The organism is Kitasatospora gansuensis (assembly GCF_014203705.1).
In the GTDB taxonomy this organism is placed as follows: domain Bacteria; phylum Actinomycetota; class Actinomycetes; order Streptomycetales; family Streptomycetaceae; genus Kitasatospora; species Kitasatospora gansuensis.
Window position 1 is genome coordinate 2,611,098 of the sequence record NZ_JACHJR010000001.1, and the last position, 18,665, is coordinate 2,629,762.

Genomic DNA, 18,665 nt, shown 5'->3' on the forward strand with positions numbered 1-18,665 from the left:
GGTCTGCGGGTCGGCGCCCCTCGGGCGGTGTCTGAGCGGGTGTCAGTCCTGCGGCAGGCGCGGGGCCGGGGCGACCGACAGCACGGTGCGGCGCGGGTTGGCGGTGACCATCGGCAGCGTGGTCGCGTACTCCCGCGGGCCCTGGGCGGCGCGCACGCCGGGCAGCTGGCCGAAGTCCTCGATCGAGGCCAGCGAGGTCCGACGCGGATTGGCGGTCGAGCCGCTCGTGGGCGTGGACGTGGTGGCCTGGTTCGCCGGCTGGGACATTGCGTCACACCTTCGGGTTCGGGGCCGCTCGCAGGAGTCGGCGACGGAGATTCTGGGCAGGCTCACGCCTGGGCACCGCGCACCAGGGTAGACGGTCCGGGAGCGGAGCATCCGGAGCTCTTTCCATAGCCATCCTGATCACGGCTACATAATTCGGCTGTGATTTTGCTCACAAATTGCCGGACAATGTCGTCATCTCGGGCATTTCGCACGAGCAGGCCATTGCGACAATCCCGATATCTCGGACATTCAGGAACGTCTACGACTCCAGGTGACCTAGGGTCCAGTTGGCATGTATCCGGCGAGTGTCCGAAAAGGGTGGTATTCCGGGTCCGTTACCGCACAGTCCGTGAGACGGTGCGCGCACTGGGTAGCCCAGGACACCGACAGGTAACGCCCCTTGTTGGACTTCTCCCGCTGTGCTGGAATGCGACGGAAAAACTCGACACCGCCCCATCCGCGCAAGCGGGGAGGGGCGCCCGGTCCAGAGGTTGCGACGCCAGTGCAGGGACGTTTCAAGAGGGGCAGCGGCGCCGCGGGAGACCCGGAGTCGCGTGAGCCCGTGGCAGGCCCCCACCAGGCAGCGCCGCTCACCGGCCCCGGTGAGCAGATAGTCGGCGGCGGCGAGCCCGAGATGCAGGACGGCACGGAGTCCGAGCAGCGCCGGTCACGGCTGCGCAGCACGCTGACCCGGCGCCGGGCCACCGGTCTGCGCCGGTTCGCCATGCGCAACTGGCGGATCCGTACCCGGCTGATCGCCCTGCTGCTGCTCCCCGTGGTGGTCGCGCTGGTCCTGGGCGGCCTCCGGGTCGAGTCCTCGCTGCAGAACTCCAAGCAGCTCTCCCAGATGGCCAACCTCTCGGACCTGGCCAAGAAGGCCTCCGCGCTGGCGAGCGCCCTGCAGACCGAGCGCGACATCAGCGCGGGCCCGATCACCACGGCCAACGGCAACCAGGGTGTCCAGGACGACGACATCGTCAACGCCCGGAAGAACTCGGACGCGCTGAGCAAGGCCTTCGCGGCCAGCTCCGACAACTTCGACGAGCTCGACCTGGCCGGTGGCAAGGCCCTGCTGCTGCAGGTCCGCCGTGACCTCAACCAGCTCTCCGAGGCCCGCAGCAACGCGTACCGGGACGTCGACAACATCCAGGCGACGATCACCAACTACGACGTGATCATCAAGAACCTGCTGTCCATCACGCAGGACATCGCGATCGCGTCGAACTCGACCGAGCTGGTCAAGATCACCCGTGCGCTGCAGCAGTTCTCGCTGGCCAAGGAGAACACCTCCATGCAGCGCGCGCTGATCAGCGCCGCGCTGGCCAACCCCAAGGGCCCGCACCTCAACTCCTCCGACGAGACCTTCGGCATCCGGCTGCAGATCTCCGAGGGCAACGCGCTCACCAACTTCACCGCGATCTACGGCGACAGCGAGGCCCAGGCGCTCAACGCCGGGATGACCCGCAACCAGCAGATCGCCGACTCGGACCGCTACACCAAGCGCGTGCTGAGCGCGAACGGCATCAAGCAGACCGAGCCGATCACCTACAAGGCCTGGTACGACCAGGCCAGCGTGAAGATCAACGCCCAGCAGAAGAGCGAGACCAAGCTGCTCGAGGCGCTGGACGGCAAGGCCGGTGAGCTCCAGGACGAGGCCGACACCGAGGCCCTGGTCAACGGCGCGCTGATCGCCCTGGTGCTGATCGTCGCCATCGCCGGCGCCGCCCTGGTGGCCCGTGGCATGGTGCGCTCGCTGACCCGGCTGCAGGTCGCGGCCGAGGACGTCGCCGAGCGCCGCCTGCCCGAGCTGGTCAAGACCCTCTCCGAGAGCGACCCGCACGACGTCGACGTCACCGTCGAACCCGTCGGTGTCGACTCGGCGGACGAGATCGGCCACGTGGCGCACGCCTTCGACATGGTGCACAAGCAGGCGGTCTCGCTGGCCGCCGAGCAGGCGCTGCTCCGAGGCAACATCAACGCGATGTTCACCAACCTCTCGCGCCGCAGCCAGGGCCTGATCCAGCGTCAGCTGTCGCTGATCTCCGAGCTGGAGAGCCGCGAGGCCGACCCGGACCAGCTGGCCAACCTGTTCAAGCTCGACCACCTCGCGACCCGTATGCGCCGTAACGGCGAGAACCTGCTCGTCCTCGCGGGCGAGGACCCGGGCCGCCGCTGGACCCGCCCCGTCCCGCTGGTCGACGTGCTCCGCGCCGCCGCCTCCGAGGTGGAGCAGTACGAGCGCATCGAGCTCGCCTCGGTGCCGTCGGCCGAGGTCGCCGGACGCGTCGTCAACGACCTCGTCCACCTGCTCGCCGAGCTGCTCGAGAACGCCACCTCGTTCTCCAGCCCGCAGACCCGGGTCCGGGTCACCGGCCACGCGCTGCCGGACGGCCGGGTGCTGGTCGAGATCCACGACACCGGCATCGGCCTCTCCCCCGACGACCTGGCCGACATCAACGAGCGCCTGGCCAACCCGCCCGTGGTGGACGTCTCGGTCTCCCGCCGGATGGGTCTGTTCGTGGTCGGCCGCCTGTCGCTGCGACACGGCATCCGGATCCAGCTCCGCCCGAGCGACTCCGGCGGCACCACCGCGCTGGTCATGCTCCCGCTCGACGTCACCACCTCGGGTGACCGGCGCGGCCCCGGCCGCCCCGGCTCCGCCCAGGGCAAGCAGCAGCGCGGCGTCGGCCCGACGCCGCGTCAGCAGGGCCGTCCGAACGTCGCCGAGGCGCTGGCCGGCCGTGGCGCGGCCGCGCTCGGCCAGGGTGGCCCCGGTGCCGCTCCGGGCGCCCGTCCGCAGCTCGGCCAGGGCGGTCGCCCCGGCGGTCCCGGCGGCGCTCCCGGTGCCCCCGGTGCCGGCGGTCTGTTCGGTGCTCCCGCCGGTGCGCTGCCGAGCCGCGAGGCCGGCCAGCCGCAGCGCGAGAACCCGGCCGACGGGCTGCCGCCGCGTCGCGTCCCCGGTGCCTCCGGTGCGCCCGGCCTGCAGGGCCAGGCCGGCCCCGGTGCCGGTCCGCAGCGCCGCGGTCCGCAGGAGCAGGGCTTCGGTCAGGGCCGTCCCGGCCCCGGCTCCGGTCCCGGCCAGCAGCGTCGGCGCCCGGTCGGCGAGCCCACCGGGAACGCGGCCGACACCGCCTGGGCCGACCAGCCGCAGCACGGCCGGGCCGGCCAGCCCGACCCCGCCCGGCGCCGTCCGCAGGAGCCGACACAGCGTCAGCAGTTCGAGCAGGGCGCTCCGCAGGCCCCCGTTCAGCAGCAGGCGCCGGCCCCGCTGGAGTCCGGCATGCCGGACAGCACCGCGCAGTTCGCCCGGCCCCGGTTCGAGGCCAGCGAGATCGACCCGCGGGACCCGCTCGGGCTCGGCCTGGTCGAGCCGGTGCTGCCCACCGTGCCGACCCCGGCACCGCAGCAGCACGCTCCGCAGCCGCTGCCCCAGCCGGTCCAGCAGCAGCCGATGGCGCTGCCGACCGGGCCCGGGGTGGAGGACACCCAGCAGTGGGCGCGTCCGCAGGACGCCCAGGCGGGCCGGCCCCGGCAGGCTCCGCAGCAGGGCCAGGGCCAGGGCCTCGGCCAGCGTCCGCAGCCCCAGGGCCAGCAGGGTCAGGGCGGCGGCCAGCCGCTGCCCGGCCGGGCCAGGGCGGCCGAGGGCCGGCCGATGCCGCAGCAGGCGCCGGGTCAGCCCGGTGACTCGGAGGACCGCTCCCGGTCGTACCAGCCCCGGCGGCCCGGTACCTCCGCGCCCGGCTTCACCGAGCCGTCCGCCCCGCGCCCGCAGCAGCAGGCCGGTCCGGCGCAGGGCCCGCAGCGGCCGCAGGCGCCCCAGCAGGAGCAGGCCCAGCGTGCCCCCGGATTCGGGGACGCGCCGTGGCGTCCGTCCGCCAACGACGAGCGCTGGCGCCGGGCCGAGCAGGTCCGCGAGCCGTCCTCCGACGGGCTGACCATGTCGGGTCTGCCCCGGCGGACCCCGCAGGCCAACCTGGTCTCCGGCACCGCCGAGGCGGCGCCGCTGACCGGTCCGCAGGTCTCCCGCGCCCCCGAGGAGGTGCGTGGCCGGCTCACCAACCTGCGCCGCGGCATCCAGCAGGGCCGGCAGGCGGGCGCGGAGCAGGCCCAGGGTCAGCAGCCGGGCCAGGGGCAGTCCGGCCAGGGGCAGCAGCAGAGCCGCGGGCCGCAGGGCTTCGACGGCTTCGGGGGAGGCCACCGCAACGGCGGCGGCCAGCAGAACGGTGCGCAGGGCAACCCGGGTTCCGGGGAGTTCGGCCCAGATCACCAGGAGCGTTGAGTTGAGTCAGATGAGCCAGGCCGCACAGAACCTGAACTGGCTGATCACCAATTTCGTGGACAACACCCCCGGGGTGTCGCACACGGTGGTGGTCTCCGCCGACGGTCTCCTGCTCGCCATGTCCGAAGGCTTCCCCCGCGACCGGGCCGACCAGCTCGCCGCCGTCGCCTCCGGCCTGACCTCCCTCACCTCCGGCGCCAGCCGGATCTTCGAGGGCGGCGACGTCAACCAGACCGTCGTCGAAATGGAACGCGGCTTCCTCTTCCTCATGGCAGTCAGCGACGGCTCCTCCCTCGCCGTCCTCGCCGCCCCCGACTCCGACATCGGCCTCGTCGGCTACGAAATGGCCCTCCTCGTCGACCGCGCCGGAGCCGTCCTCACCCCCGCACTCCGCGCCGAACTCCAGGGCAGTCTCCTGCACTGACGGTTCGTCACCCCCGACGCGCCGGACCGACCGACCCGGTCCGGCGCCCCAACCGTCGACCGCCGCGAGGCGGTTGGCCATCCCGCCTCGGCTGGCCTTCACCCAGCCGGAACCTGCTGCGAACGGCGGCAGCACAAGGAGGACTCATGACCCCGACACCCGCCGGCTCCTACGGCAACAACGGGTACGGCGGCGGCGGTTACGGTGCCCGGCAGTCCGGCAGTGGCTACGGCGGCCAGGAGTCCGGTGGGTACGAGCAGCAGCCGCTGGTCCGCCCGTACGCGATGACGGGTGGCCGCACCCGGCCCCGGTACCAGCTCGCGATCGAGGCGCTGATCTCCACCACCGCCTCGGCCGAGCGCACCGGTGGCCTGCTGCCGGAGCACGCCCGGATCGTGAGTCTCTGCCGCGAAGTGAAGTCCGTCGCCGAGATCTCCGCGCTGGCCGGTGTGCCGCTCGGGGTTGCCCGCATCCTCGTCGCCGACCTCGCCGAGGCCGGCCTCGTGGCCATCCACCAGCCCGCCGCCGCGGGCGAGTCGGGCGGAACGCCCGACGTCACGCTGCTCGAAAGGGTCCTCAGTGGACTTCGCAAGCTCTAACGCGGCCACCCCCACCCGCGCCACCACCTCCGCGAAGATCGTCGTCGCAGGCGGCTTCGGCGTCGGCAAAACCACCCTCGTCGGCGCGGTCTCCGAGATCAACCCCCTGCGCACCGAAGCCGTCATGACCAGCGCCAGCGCCGGCATCGACGACCTCACCCACACCGCAGGCAAGACCACCACCACCGTCGCCATGGACTTCGGCCGAATCACCCTCGACGAAGACCTCATCCTCTACCTCTTCGGCACCCCCGGCCAGGACCGCTTCTGGTTCATGTGGGACGACCTCGTCCGCGGCGCCATCGGCGCCGTCGTCCTCGTCGACACCCGCCGCCTCGCCGACTGCTTCCCCGCCCTCGACTACTTCGAAAACAGCGGCCTCCCCTTCGTCGTCGCCCTCAACGGCTTCGACGGACACCAACCCCACACCGCCGACGAAGTCCGCGAAGCACTCCAACTCGGCCCCGACACCCCCGTCATCACCCTCGACGCCCGCCGCCGAGACAGCGCAAAAAGCGCCCTCATCACCCTCGTCGAACACGCACTCCTCGCCCGACTGCGCTAGCCCCGCCCCGAGGTGAACGGGTGGGTGAGAGTGATAACGGTTCGGTAGGCATTTAAAGATCGAAAGTAACTCCCTGTAAGGTCTGGACCGCGCAACGCAGCATTCGGTCCACTCTTGCTAGGTAATGTCTGATTTGTACGCAGCAAAACGTGCGCAGATGCCTGTTTGTCCCCCATCCGCGCACGTGCTGAAATGCCAGCTACCCCCGTAGCCACCCTGGCAGTTCCACCCAGCAGCGGGCTGCGGCCAGCGGGGATTAGAGAGGTTGTTGTCGAGTGAGGCGTAAGCAGCCAGTCACCCCACAGCGGCGCTCCGAGCCCCGCGAGAACGAGCCGGGCGGCAGCGGCCAGGCCCCCGGGTTCTCGGCGTTCACGCCGAGCGCGGAGGAGCGTCCCGCTTCCCAGGTGACCAACGGACCGGACGGAGCGAAGAGTTCCGCGAGCGCCGCACCGGCCCCGAGCCGGTACGAGTTCCTGGCGCCCCGGAACTGGCGGGTGCCCACCCGTCTGATCGCGATCCTGCTGATCCCGGTGGTGATCTCGCTCGTCTTCGGTGGCCTCCGGGTCAACAGCTCGTTCGACGACTTCGTCAAGGCCACCCACGCCGAGAAGACCGCCCAGCTCGCCAAGGCCGCCACCGAGCTGGCCCACGCGCTGGAGACCGAGCGTGACCTCACCTCGATACCTCTGCTGGTCGGGCAGGACGACAAGGGCGAGGTGAAGAAGTACCGGGACAAGACGGACCAGGCGCTCGCCGAGTACCGGTCCGCCTTCGCCGAGGTCTCCGACGACGACATGCTCGCGCGTCGCAACGCCGCCTTCCAGCAGCTCGTGGTGCACCTGCCGCACCTGCGCGAGAACGCCTACAAGCGCGAGCTGTACGCGACCGCGACCCAGGCCGCGTACTCCATGCTGCTCGCGCCGCTGATGGCCTTCGACAACTCGGTCGGCTTCGGCAGCTCCAGCGTCACCAGCAAGGGCCGGGCGATCTACGCCATCTCGCTGGCCAAGGCCTCGGCCTCGACCCAGCGCGTGCTGATGTTCAACCTGCTGGTCGGCATCAGCCAGAAGCGGACCACCCCGCAGGAGGAGCTGGAACTGGTCCAGCAGCTGGCCGTGGCCAGCAAGCTGGAGCAGGTCTCGGTCAACGAGTTCAACACCGGCAGCCCCGCCGAGGACGTCCGGGTCTACGCGGAGGCCCTGGTCACCCAGGCCGCCACCGACCAGCGCGCCGCGCTGAAGGTGCCCGGCACCGACAACGCGCCGACCATGCAGGGCCTGATCGCCCTCGGTCTGTCGTTCGTCGGGACCGCGCGGAACAACCCGGCCGAAGAGGCCAAGGCCTTCCAGGCCGCCCGCGACGCCGGTCTCACGCCCGAGGCGTGGAACCAGGCCACCGCGAGCCACATCAACGCACTCCGCACCACGGAGACCCACCTGCTCGAGCAGGTCGTCGGCGACGCCGCCAACATCAAGAACCGCGCGCAGACCGACATGATCCTCAACTCGGTCATCGTGGTGGTCTCGCTGGCGCTGGCCGGTCTGCTGACCGGTCTGATCGCCCGCTCGATGATCCTCGGCATGCGCACCCTGAACAGCGCCGCGCTGGAGATCGCCAACCACCGCCTGCCCGACCTGGTCGAGAAGCTCTCGAAGACCGACCCGGACCGGGTGGACACCTCGGTGTCGCCGATCCCGCTGCACGGCAAGGACGAGATCGGCGAGGTCGCCCGCGCCTTCGACCAGGTCCACCGGCAGGCGGTCTCGCTGGCCGCCGAGCAGGCCCTGCTCCGAGGCAACGTCAACGCGATCTTCACCAACCTGTCCCGCCGCAGCCAGGGCCTGATCCAGCGTCAGCTGGCGCTGATCACCGACCTGGAGAACAACGAAGCCGACCCGGACCAGCTGGAGAACCTCTTCAAGCTGGACCACCTGGCGACCCGTATGCGCCGTAACGGTGAGAACCTGCTCGTCCTCGCGGGCGAGGAGGCCGGCCGCCGCTGGAACACCCCGGTCCCGCTGGTCGACGTGCTCCGCGCCGCCGCCTCCGAGGTGGAGCAGTACGAGCGCATCGAGCTGGCCGGCATCCCCGAGGCCGAGGTGATCGGCGCCGCCGTGACCGACCTCGTCCACCTGCTCGCCGAGCTGCTGGAGAACGCCACCTCGTTCTCCAGCCCGCAGACCCGGGTGCTGGTCAACGCCACCCGGCTGCCGGACGGCCGGGTGCTGGTCGAGATCCACGACAAGGGCATCGGCCTCACCGCCGAGGACTTCGCCGAGATCAACGAGAAGCTGGCCGAGCCGCCCACGGTGGACGCCACCATCTCCCGCCGGATGGGCCTGTTCGTGGTCGGCCGGCTGTCCCAGCGGCACGACGTCCGGGTCCAGCTCCGCCCCTCGGGCGAGTCGGCCGGCACCACCTCGCTGGTGATGCTGCCGCAGCACCTGACCGAGCTCGCCGTCCTGCCGGAGCCGGAGGAGCAGTTCACCGTCTCCCGGATCTTCGCCGAGCAGGAGCCGCAGAACGAGTGGAACGGGGTCGAGGCGGGCCGCAGCGCGGCCGAGCTGGGCTTCGACGACCACCTGACCGGCCGCGGCGGCAGCAGCGGCTTCAGCCCCGCCCTGGAGGCCATGCAGCGCTCCCAGCGGCTGGACCAGCGCCGCCGGACCGCCCTGGAGGCGGGCCCCGGCCAGGACCAGGTGATCGACGCCGAGGTCGAGGACTCGCCGTACGCGCCCGAGCGCTACACCGAGGACGGCTACGGCTACCAGCAGCAGGACCAGTACGGCGGCGAGCAGCAGTTCACCGAGGACGCCTACCGCGACCCGTTCGGCGCCCAGCAGTCCCAGCAGCAGTACGCCGAGGACGGCTACGGCTACCAGGACGAGCAGTACACCGACACCTCGTACAACGGGCAGTCGTTCGCGGAGCCGCAGTACGCCGAGGCGGCCGTCCAGGACCCGTACGGGCAGCAGGAGCAGTACGGCTACCAGCAGGACCAGTACCAGCCGTACGAGCGCTACGAGGAGCCCTCGGGCCACCCGTACGCCCCGGAGCCCGCGGCGCTGCCCCCGGCCGTGCCGTCCGGGCCGGCCAGCACCCTCGGCTCGGGCCTGCCGCAGCGCCGTCCCGGCCAGCAGCTGGCCGGTGCCGGTGCCCCGACCGAGCGCATCAACGCGTTCGGTGCTGGGCAGGGTGACTCGGAGAAGCCCAACTGGTTCACCGGCGCCAAGGACAACACCGAGGCTCCGGAGAACCGGGGCCACGAGGTGTCCGCGCTCGGCGGCTACGGGCCGACCGGGCCGACCGGTGCGCCGGGCGGTGACTGGCAGTCGCCCAACGACGGTGACTGGCAGCGCGCCAACCAGCTCCGCGAGCCGGCCGCCGGCGGGACCACCCCGTCCGGCCTGCCCCGCCGGGTACCCAAGCAGAACCTGGTCGCCGGGAACGCCAAGCCCAGCACCCAGGAAGGCCCCCAGGTCTCGCGCAGCCCCGAGGAGGTCCGCGGTCGCCTGACCAACCTGCGCCGCGGCGTCGAGCAGGGCCGTAGTGCGGGCGCGGACCAGGGCAACACCGGAAGCTTCCGGATCGACCCCCAGCAGCAGAACAGCACCGATCTCTTCGGCGGCTCGAACCACCAGGAGCGTTGAGTTGAGTCAGATGAGCCAGGCCGCACAGAACCTGAACTGGCTGATCACCAATTTCGTGGACAACACCCCCGGGGTGTCGCACACGGTGGTGGTCTCCGCCGACGGTCTCCTGCTCGCCATGTCCGAAGGCTTCCCCCGCGACCGGGCCGACCAGCTCGCCGCCGTCGCCTCCGGCCTGACCTCCCTCACCTCCGGCGCCAGCCGGATCTTCGAGGGCGGCGACGTCAACCAGACCGTCGTCGAAATGGAACGCGGCTTCCTCTTCCTCATGGCAGTCAGCGACGGCTCCTCCCTCGCCGTCCTCGCCGCCCCCGACTCCGACATCGGCCTCGTCGGCTACGAAATGGCCCTCCTCGTCGACCGCGCCGGAGCCGTCCTCACCCCCGCACTCCGCGCCGAACTCCAGGGCAGTCTCCTGCACTGACGGTTCGTCGGATACCGTCCTGGTATTCGAATGACCTCATGTCCGTCCCGGGCCCCAACAGTGGGCCCGGGTTCGGGCGTTGTACGGCCTTCGCACCACCGGCAGCGGCCCCTCGGGGGTCGGTGCCTGCACCGCACCGCCGCACCTTGTGAGGAGAGGAACCGTGACCCCGCCCGACGACCGCAGCGGCCAGTACGGCGTTCCGTACCCAGGCACCGGCCATGACGCCTTCGGAGCCCCCGGCGTCGGCCCCGGTCAGCCGTACGGCCAACCCGCCTACGGCCAGCCGCAGTTCGCGCAGCAGCAGCCCCAGTACGGCCAGCCGAGCCAGTCCCCGTACGAGCAGTCCGCGCAGTACGGACGGCACTACGGCGACCAGCAGCCCCAGCGCCACGGCTACCAGGACTACCCGGGACCCGAGGCCTTCCCTGAACAGGCCGAAGAGCCGGGCCACGTCGAGGAGTTCGACGACGACCACGACTCGGGGCCGCTGATCCGGCCGTTCGCGATGACCGGTGGCCGCACCCGGCCCCGGTACGAACTGGCCTTGGAGGCACTGGTTTCGGCCAATGTCTCGCCGGACCGTCTGGCCTCGATGCTCCCCGAGCACCAGCGGATCTGCACCCTGTGCACCGAGGTGAAGTCCGTCGCCGAGGTCTCCGCGCTGCTCAACCTCCCCCTTGGGGTGGCGCGCATCCTCGTCGCCGACCTCGCCGAGGCCGGCCTCGTGGCCATCCACCAGCCCGCAGCCGGCGGCGAATCCGGCAACCAGCCCGACGTCACGCTGCTCGAAAGGGTCCTCAGTGGACTTCGCAAGCTCTAACGCGGCCACCCCCACCCGCGCCACCACCTCCGCGAAGATCGTCGTCGCAGGCGGCTTCGGCGTCGGAAAGACCACCCTGGTCGGCGCGGTGTCGGAGATCAACCCGCTGCGCACGGAAGCCGTCATGACCTCGGCCTCCGCCGGCATCGACGACCTCACCCACACCGCAGGCAAAACGACGACCACCGTCGCCATGGACTTCGGCCGAATCACCCTCGACGAAGACCTCATCCTCTACCTCTTCGGCACCCCCGGCCAGGACCGCTTCTGGTTCATGTGGGACGACCTCGTCCGCGGCGCCATCGGCGCCGTCGTCCTCGTCGACACCCGCCGCCTCGCCGACTGCTTCCCCGCCCTCGACTACTTCGAAAACAGCGGGCTCCCCTTCGTCGTCGCCCTCAACGGCTTCGACGGACACCAACCCCACACCGCCGACGAAGTCCGCGAAGCACTCCAACTCGGCCCCGACACCCCCGTCATCACCCTCGACGCCCGCCGCCGAGACAGCGCAAAAAGCGCCCTCATCACCCTCGTCGAACACGCACTCCTCGCCCGACTGCGGTGAGATCAGGACATCGAAAAGGGCCCGCCGTCGGTACGGCGGGCCCTTTCTGACGTACGGTCAGCTCTCGGCGGCGGTCAGCTCTCGGCCGCGGCCGGGTCGAGGCCGGCGCGGATCAGGCCGTAGGTGTAGGCGTCCTCAAGTGCCAGCCAGGAGGCCCCGATCACGTTGTCGGCCACGCCGACCGTGGACCAGGTGGCCACCCCGTCGGTGGACTCGATCAGCACCCGGGTCTTGGAGCTGGTGCCGTGCGCGCCCTCCATGATCCGGACCTTGTAGTCCACCAGCTCCAGCTCGGCCAGCTGCGGGTAGATGTGCTCCAGCGCCGTCCGCAGCGCCTGGTCCAGCGCGTGCACCGGGCCGTTGCCCTCGCCGGTGGCGATCCGGCGCTCGCCCTTGGCCCAGAGCTTCACCGTCGCCTCGTTGCCCGAACTCCCGTCCGCCAGCTGCTCGCTGATGGTCCGCCAGGACTCCAGGGTGAAGAACCGCTGCCGGCTGCCGCGCACCTCGTCCCGGAGCAGCAGCTCGAACGAGGCGTCGGCGGCCTCGTACGTGAAGCCGAGGTTCTCCTGCTCCTTGACCTTGGCCACCACCCGGCCGACCAGGTCGCGGTCGGCGGAGAGGTCGTAGCCGAGCTCCTTGCCCTTGAGCTCGATCGAGGCCCGGCCGGCCATGTCGGAGACCAGCATCCGCATGGTGTTGCCGACCAGCTCCGGGTCGATGTGCTGGTACAGGTCCGGGTCGACCTTGATCGCGGAGGCGTGCAGCCCGGCCTTGTGCGCGAAGGCGGAGAAGCCCACGTACGGCTGGTGGGTGGAGGGCGCCAGGTTGACCACCTCGGCGATGGCGTGCGAGATCCGGGTCATCTCGGGCAGCTTCCCGGCGGGCAGCACCCGGCGGTCGTACTTCAGCTCCAGCGCGCCGACCACCGGGAACAGGTTGGCGTTGCCGACCCGCTCGCCGTAGCCGTTCGCGGTGCACTGCACATGGGTGGCCCCGGCGTCCACGGCGGCCAGCGTGTTGGCCACCGCGCAGCCGGTGTCGTCCTGGGCGTGGATGCCGATCCGGGCCCCGGTCGTGGCGATCACGTCGGCGACGGTCTCGCGCACCCCGAGCGGGAGCATCCCGCCGTTGGTGTCGCAGAGCACGACGACGTCGGCGCCCGCCCGGTGGGCGGTGGCGACCACCGCGAGGGCGTACTCGCGGTTGGCCTGGTACCCGTCGAAGAAGTGCTCGCAGTCGATGAAGACCCGGCGGCCCTGCGAGCGCAGGTACTCGACGCTGTCCCGGACCATCTCCAGGTTCTCGTCCAGCGTGGTGCGCAGGGCCAGTTCGACGTGGCGGTCATGCGACTTGGCCACCAGGGTGATCACCGGGGCGCCCGAGTTGACCAGCGCGGCCAGCTGCGGGTCCTCGGCGGCCTTGCCGCCGGCCCGCCGGGTGGCGCCGAAGGCCACCAGCTGGGCGTTCCTGAACTCCAGCTCGGCGGCGGCGCGGGCGAAGAACTCGGTGTCCCGGGGGTTGGCCCCCGGCCAGCCGCCCTCGATGAAGCCGACGCCGAACTCGTCCAGGTGCCGGGCGATGGTCAGCTTGTCGGCCACGCTGAGGTTGATGCCCTCGCGCTGGGCGCCGTCGCGCAGCGTGGTGTCGAAGACGTGGAAGCTGTCGTTGGGTCGGCTGCTGGCCTCGGTCATGGCCCTGGGTTCTCCGTTCGGGGAGGTACTGCTGCTGTTGCCGGGATACGTGATCCGGCTCCACTGTCCAGCATCCCGCGCGCTCCCGGTGTCCCCGAACCCCCTCGTGAGGGGCCGGTGGCCGGTCCGGGTCAAAACAAAAGACCCCTCGCGGATGCGAGAGGTCTGCGCGCGGGTCTGGACGCTGGTGGTCGCTCCGCGAGTCTGGTTACTCAGGAGCGGTCACTGCGGACCGGCGCGCCTGCTGCTAATAATCAGCGAAAGCGAGGACACCCTCGGAGTCTGGCACACCATCCGCGATGCGGCTGCGCCGTCTCGCGATCCGGGACGGCGTGGTGGACACAGCGCCCGACGCCGGGCGTCCCGCAGTCGGCGGGACGCCCGGGTGGGGGTCAGACGATCTTGTGGAGCCAGTTGTGGGTGTCCTCGGCCTGGCCGCCCTGGAGGGCGAGGAGGGCCTTGCGGAGCTCCATGGTGATCGGGCCGGGATTGCCGGTGCCGACGGTCCAGTCGGCGCGGGCGGACTTGACCGAGCCGACCGGGGTGATGACGGCGGCGGTGCCGCAGGCGAAGACCTCGGTGAGGGTGCCGTCGGCGTTGCCCTGCTTCCACTCGTCGGTGGAGATCTTCCGCTCCTGGACGGCGTAGCCGCGGTCGGCGGCGAGCGAGAGCAGCGAGTCGCGGGTGATGCCGGGGAGCAGCGCGCCGGAGAGCTCGGGGGTGACGATGGTGGCGTCCGCGCCCTCGCCGAAGACGAAGTACAGGTTCATCCCGCCCATCTCCTCGATCCACCGGTGCTCGGCGGCGTCGAGCCAGACCACCTGGTCGCAGCCCTTCTCGGCGGCTTGGGCCTGGGCGACCAGCGAGGCGGCGTAGTTGCCCGCGCACTTGGCGGTGCCGGTGCCGCCGGGCGCGGCCCGGACGTACTCCTCGGAGAGCCAGACCGAGACCGGCTTCACGCCACCGGGGAAGTAGGCGCCGGCCGGGGAGGCGATGATCATGAAGAGGTACTCGTTGGCCGGGCGGACGCCCAGGCCGACCTCGGTGGCGAACATGAACGGGCGCAGGTAGAGGCTCTGCTCCGGCTCACTCGGCACCCAGGCCTGGTCCTGACGGACCAGCAGCTCGACCGCCTCGACGAAGGCCTCGGTCGGCAGCTCGGGCATCGCCAGCCGGCGCGCGGAGGCCTGGAAGCGCTCGGCGTTCGCGGTCGGGCGGAAGGTCGCGATCGAGCCGTCGGGCTGGCGGTAGGCCTTCATACCCTCGAAGATCGCCTGACCGTAGTGCAGGGTCATGTTCGCCGGGTCGATCTCCAGCGGGGCGTACGGGGTGAGCTGCGCGTCGTGCCAACCCCGGCCCTCGGTCCACCGGATGGTGACCATGTGGTCGGTGAAGACCCGCCCGAAGCCGGGGTTGGCCAGCCGGGCCGTGCGCTCGCCGTCCGCGAGCGGGTGCGCGGAGGGCTTGAGGTCGAACGTGATGGGCGCCTGGGTGGGCGTACTCATGACTGTCTGTCCTTCACCGTGGGGTTGGTCCGGGCCGCCACCGCCATGGTGATTGAACGCACGAAGGCACGGCCCACTGTCGATACTCGCATCCAGAGGGCCGTGCCGAACAGCCGGTCGGCTGTTACGTGGGGTGAAACCGGCCCGTCAGCCGGAACACCCTTGGTCGGTTCCGGCCCGCTAGCCGGATACTCGGGCGGCGATCGCGTCGCCGACCTCGGAGGTGGAACGGGTGCCGGAGCGGGCCAGCAGGTCGGCCGCGACGGCCGCCTCGACCTTGGCGGCCTCCTCGGCGAAGCCGAGGTGCTCCAGCAGCATGGCGACCGACAGCACGGTGGCCGTCGGGTCGGCCTTGCCCTGGCCCGCGATGTCGGGGGCCGAGCCGTGCACGGGCTCGAACATCGACGGGAAGGCGCCGGTCGGGTTGATGTTGCCCGAGGCGGCCAGGCCGATGCCGCCGGTGACGGCCGCGGCGAGGTCGGTGAGGATGTCGCCGAACAGGTTGTCGGTGACGATCACGTCGAAGCGCTCGGGCTGGGTGACGAAGAAGATGGTCGCCGCGTCCACGTGCAGGTAGTCGGTGCTGACCTCGGGGAACTCCCGGCCGACCTCGGCGAAGATCCGCGACCACAGGTGGCCGGCGTGCACCAGCACGTTGTTCTTGTGTACCAGGGTGAGCTTCTTGCGCGGACGGGCGGCGGCGCGCTTGTACGCGTCCCGGACCACCCGCTCGATGCCGAACGCGGTGTTCAGGCTGACCTCGGTGGCCACCTCGTGCTCGGTGCCGGTGCGCAGCGTGCCGCCGTTGCCGACGTACGGGCCCTCGGTGCCCTCGCGGACCACGACGAAGTCGATCTTCGGGTCGCCGGCGAGCGGGGACTGCACACCGGGGAGCAGCTTGCCCGGGCGGAGGTTGATGTGGTGGTCGAAGGCGAACCGCAGCTTGAGCAGCAGCCCGCGCTCCAGCACGCCGGACGGCACGCTCGGGTCGCCGATGGCGCCGAGCAGGATCGCGTCCTGGGTCTTCAGCTCCTCCAGCACGGCGCCCGGCAGGGTCTCGCCGGTGCGGTGGTAGAGGCGGGCACCGAGGTCGTACTCGGTGGTCTCGACCTTGACGTCAGCGGGGAGGGCGGCGGCGAGCACCTTGAGGCCCTCGGCCACCACTTCCTGGCCGATACCGTCACCGGGGACAACTGCGAGACGAAGGCTGCGAGACATGCAGGGGACCCTACTCCGGCGTCCCAGGGGCTGACACCTGCTGTCCGCCATTCGGACGCCGCGTGTCGGCCACCGCGACCCGGCGGGAGCCGGGGGATCATACCGGGGCAGACAGGACGAAACGTCAGGAGCGCCATCCCGTGAGCGAATCGCGCCGTGCGGAGTCGGGGGCCGCCGGGCTCGCGGCCGGGGTCTCGATGGGCGCGTACTGCCTGGCGCTGGCGTTCCACGGGACCTATCCGTTCGGCTCCCGCTCGCGGGCCGTGCAGGACCTGGGCGACCGGTACGTCCCGTTCCACGCCCACCTGTGGGACCTGATGCACGGCAACACCACCGGCGACCTGCTGTTCAACTGGAACAGCGGCTACGGCGCGCCGTTCCTGGCCGACTTCTTCGGCTATCTGATGAATCCGTTCTCCTGGCTGGTGGGCCTGTTCCCCCGCTCGGCGGTGAACTTCCCGGTCTTCCTGGTCACGCTGCTCAGCATCGGCCTCAGCGCCGCGGTGATGACCCGCTTCCTGGGCCGTCTGCACCCCGGCCCCGCCTGGCTGCGGGCGCTGCTCGCGGTCGGCTACGGGCTCTGCGCCTGGGTGCTCGACGACGGCGCGACCGCCCCGATGTGGATGTGGGGCCTGGTCTCGCTGCCGCTGCTCTGCCTGGCCGGTGACTGGTGTCTGCGGGGACGGCACTGGGTGCTCGGCAGCCTCGCCGTGGCGGTGGCCTGGGCGGGCAACTTCTACACCGGGACGATGGCCACCCTCGGCGCCGGGCTGGTCCTGCTGCTGCGGGTGCTGCTGCTGACGGACCGTCCGGTGCTCGCCCGGCTGAAGGTGCTGGGGCGGGCGGCCACCATGCTGCTGCTCGGGGTGCTGCTGGCCGCCCCCGTCCTGACGGTGGCCCTGAAGGCCGACAAGGCCGCGCAGCCGGCCCCGCTGGCCACCTACGACGGACCGCCCGGGCTGACCGACTACCTGGCCCAGCTGCTCCCCGGCGGCCGCTCCGACCACCCCCTGCCGAACGTCTTCGTCGGCGTGCTCGGCCTGCTGCTGGTCGCCTCGCTGCCGTTCAACCGCCGGGTCCCGGTCCGGGAGCGGATCGGCTGGTACGCGCTGCTGCTGCTGGTCGGGGTGAGCTTCGTCTGGGAGCCGACCGTCCTGCTCTGGCACGGTCTCGAACTCCCGAACGGCAGCCCCTACCGGGCCACCTTCGTGCTGAGCGGGCTGCTGGTGGCGGCCGCCTGGGTCTCGCTCGCCCGCCGCCCCGACCTGTTCGCGCTGGTCGGCGGCGCCGGGGTGGTGGCGCTGGTCGCGCTGCTCGGCCACGGACAGAGTTCGGTCCGGACCGCGACCTGGGTGCTGCTGTCGGCGGGCGGCGTCCTGGTGCTCGGTGCGCTCTGGCTGCTGGAGCGCGGGACGGCGCGGCGGGCGGTCTGCGCGCTCCTGACGCTCGGCGTGCTGGCCGGGGCCACCTACTCGACGTACTCGGTCACGGTGATCCGCGACAAGCTGCCGTCCTTCCAGCCGCGGACCACCGTCAGCGCCCGGTCGCTGGCGGCCTATCAGGTGATCCAGCGGGCCGACGACTGGCCGAACGGCCGGACCGACCCGGGCCCGCACGAGTTCACCGGCAACGACCCGCTGCTGCTCGGCGGCGAGGGCGGCTCGTACCACTCCGGCAATCTGCCCAGGACCACCGCCGAGCTGCTGCACGACCTCGGCGCGGGCTGGTACCTCGACGGCCGGCACACCCTGAGCCCGGCGGACCCGGTGGGCCGGGCGCTGTTCGGGGTGACCACCTACCTGGACAGCGGCCCGGCCCCGGACGGCTTCACCGTCGGGCAGGCACCGGCCGTCCCGCTGATCACCCTGCGGCCGGACGGGCCCGCGCCCGACACCACCTCGGTCTGGAGCAGGCAGCAAGCCCTGCTCGGCACCACGGTCTACCGGGTGCCGCAGCTCACCCCGACCGCGGGCCCGGCCCCGACCCTGCACGGCACCAGCGGGTGGTCGATCCCGGCCACTCCCCCGGGCGGCACCTGGACCACCTTCGAGGGCAGCTGCCTGCCCGGTGACCAGGTCTTCTTCTACGGGCCGTGGTTCAACGGCACGGTGCAGGGCCTGGGCACGCGGTTCACCGGCCACGGCCGCCAGCCGATGACCGCGATGCCGGTCCGGCTGCTCGGCGACGCCCCCGCCGACGGCCGGTTCACCGTGGCGCTGCAGACCGGCGCCGCCGCCCAGGTCCCGGCCCAGCCGGTGGGCTGCCTGGACCGGGCCGCGCTGGGCCGGGCGCTGGCCCGGCCGGCCGTGGTGACCGCCGTGCACAGCACCGGACACTCCGTCAGCGCGCAGCTGCCACCGGGCTCCACCGGCACCGCGCTGATCTCCGTCCCGGCCGTCACCGGCTGGCAGTGCGCGGTGGACGACGGCCTCGAACAGCCGGCGAGGTCGGTGCTCGGCATGATCGGTGTCCCGCTCGGCGCCGGGGCCTCCCGGCTGAGCTGTACCTACGTGACCCCGGGGCTGATGCCGGGAGCGGCGCTGAGCGGGGCCGCGCTGGCGGTCCTGGTCGGTGTCGCGCTGGTCACGCTGCTGCGGCGGAGGGCTTCGGCCGCTCGTTGAGTACATTGGCCGGACCCGCCACGAGACCGAGGAG

At 71.6% G+C, this 18,665-nt stretch carries 13 protein-coding genes; 9 read left to right on the forward strand and 4 right to left on the reverse strand.

From position 1 onward, the window contains the following. Positions 1-42: 42 nt before the first annotated feature. Positions 43-267, reverse strand: a complete 225-nt coding sequence (locus F4556_RS11410) for a hypothetical protein (protein ID WP_184913963.1) — start codon at positions 265-267, stop codon at positions 43-45. 562 nt (positions 268-829) lie between these two features. Between F4556_RS11410 and F4556_RS39040 the strand changes: the two genes are divergently transcribed. The 8 genes from F4556_RS39040 (at position 830) to F4556_RS11450 (ending at position 11,596) form a co-directional block, all read left to right on the forward strand. Further along, positions 830-4,546 (forward strand): sensor histidine kinase, encoded by a 3,717-nt coding sequence (locus tag F4556_RS39040; protein ID WP_313068265.1) that lies wholly within the window; start codon positions 830-832, stop codon positions 4,544-4,546. A 10-nt stretch (positions 4,547-4,556) separates the two neighbouring features. Next, positions 4,557-4,970, forward strand: coding sequence for a roadblock/LC7 domain-containing protein (locus F4556_RS11420; protein WP_057232378.1), 414 nt, complete (start codon positions 4,557-4,559; stop codon positions 4,968-4,970). Between the two features lie 146 nt (positions 4,971-5,116). Beyond that, entirely contained in the window at positions 5,117-5,569 is a 453-nt protein-coding gene (locus F4556_RS11425; protein WP_184913966.1) for a DUF742 domain-containing protein, read from the forward strand. Further along, complete coding sequence (locus tag F4556_RS11430; RefSeq protein WP_184913967.1) at positions 5,550-6,134, forward strand: GTP-binding protein; 585 nt, start codon at positions 5,550-5,552, stop codon at positions 6,132-6,134. The genes F4556_RS11425 and F4556_RS11430 overlap by 20 nt, the downstream gene beginning before the upstream one ends. A gap of 275 nt (positions 6,135-6,409) precedes the next feature. Further along, positions 6,410-9,784 carry a sensor histidine kinase gene (locus F4556_RS11435; protein ID WP_313068266.1) on the forward strand — a complete coding sequence of 1,125 codons (3,375 nt, stop codon included), beginning with the start codon at positions 6,410-6,412 and terminating at the stop codon, positions 9,782-9,784. Positions 9,785-9,794: 10 nt separating this feature from the next. Continuing rightward, the gene (locus tag F4556_RS11440) at positions 9,795-10,208 is read left to right on the forward strand and encodes a roadblock/LC7 domain-containing protein (protein ID WP_057232378.1); all 414 of its coding nucleotides are present in this window, start codon (positions 9,795-9,797) and stop codon (positions 10,206-10,208) included. A 163-nt stretch (positions 10,209-10,371) separates the two neighbouring features. Beyond that, on the forward strand, positions 10,372-11,031 hold the full coding sequence (locus F4556_RS39415) for a DUF742 domain-containing protein (protein WP_313068267.1): 660 nt from the start codon (positions 10,372-10,374) through the stop codon (positions 11,029-11,031). Beyond that, positions 11,012-11,596, forward strand: coding sequence for a GTP-binding protein (locus tag F4556_RS11450; protein ID WP_184913967.1), 585 nt, complete (start codon positions 11,012-11,014; stop codon positions 11,594-11,596). Before F4556_RS39415 ends, F4556_RS11450 begins: the two co-directional genes overlap by 20 nt. Before the next feature lie 74 nt (positions 11,597-11,670). On the opposite strand, the gene cimA is transcribed toward F4556_RS11450, so the two are convergent. From cimA to F4556_RS11465, 3 genes are all read right to left on the reverse strand, one after another. Next, positions 11,671-13,287, reverse strand: coding sequence for a citramalate synthase (cimA, locus tag F4556_RS11455; protein WP_184913969.1), 1,617 nt, complete (start codon positions 13,285-13,287; stop codon positions 11,671-11,673). A 392-nt stretch (positions 13,288-13,679) separates the two neighbouring features. Then, the gene (locus F4556_RS11460; RefSeq protein WP_184913971.1) at positions 13,680-14,792 is read right to left on the reverse strand and encodes a branched-chain amino acid aminotransferase; all 1,113 of its coding nucleotides are present in this window, start codon (positions 14,790-14,792) and stop codon (positions 13,680-13,682) included. A 180-nt stretch (positions 14,793-14,972) separates the two neighbouring features. After that, complete coding sequence (locus F4556_RS11465) at positions 14,973-16,010, reverse strand: 3-isopropylmalate dehydrogenase (protein WP_184913973.1); 1,038 nt, start codon at positions 16,008-16,010, stop codon at positions 14,973-14,975. A gap of 140 nt (positions 16,011-16,150) precedes the next feature. On the opposite strand from F4556_RS11465, the gene F4556_RS11470 reads away from it, so the two are divergent. After that, a complete protein-coding gene (locus F4556_RS11470) occupies positions 16,151-18,631 on the forward strand; it encodes a YfhO family protein (RefSeq protein ID WP_184913975.1) in 2,481 nt (826 codons plus the stop codon). The last annotated feature ends 34 nt before the right edge of the window (positions 18,632-18,665 follow it).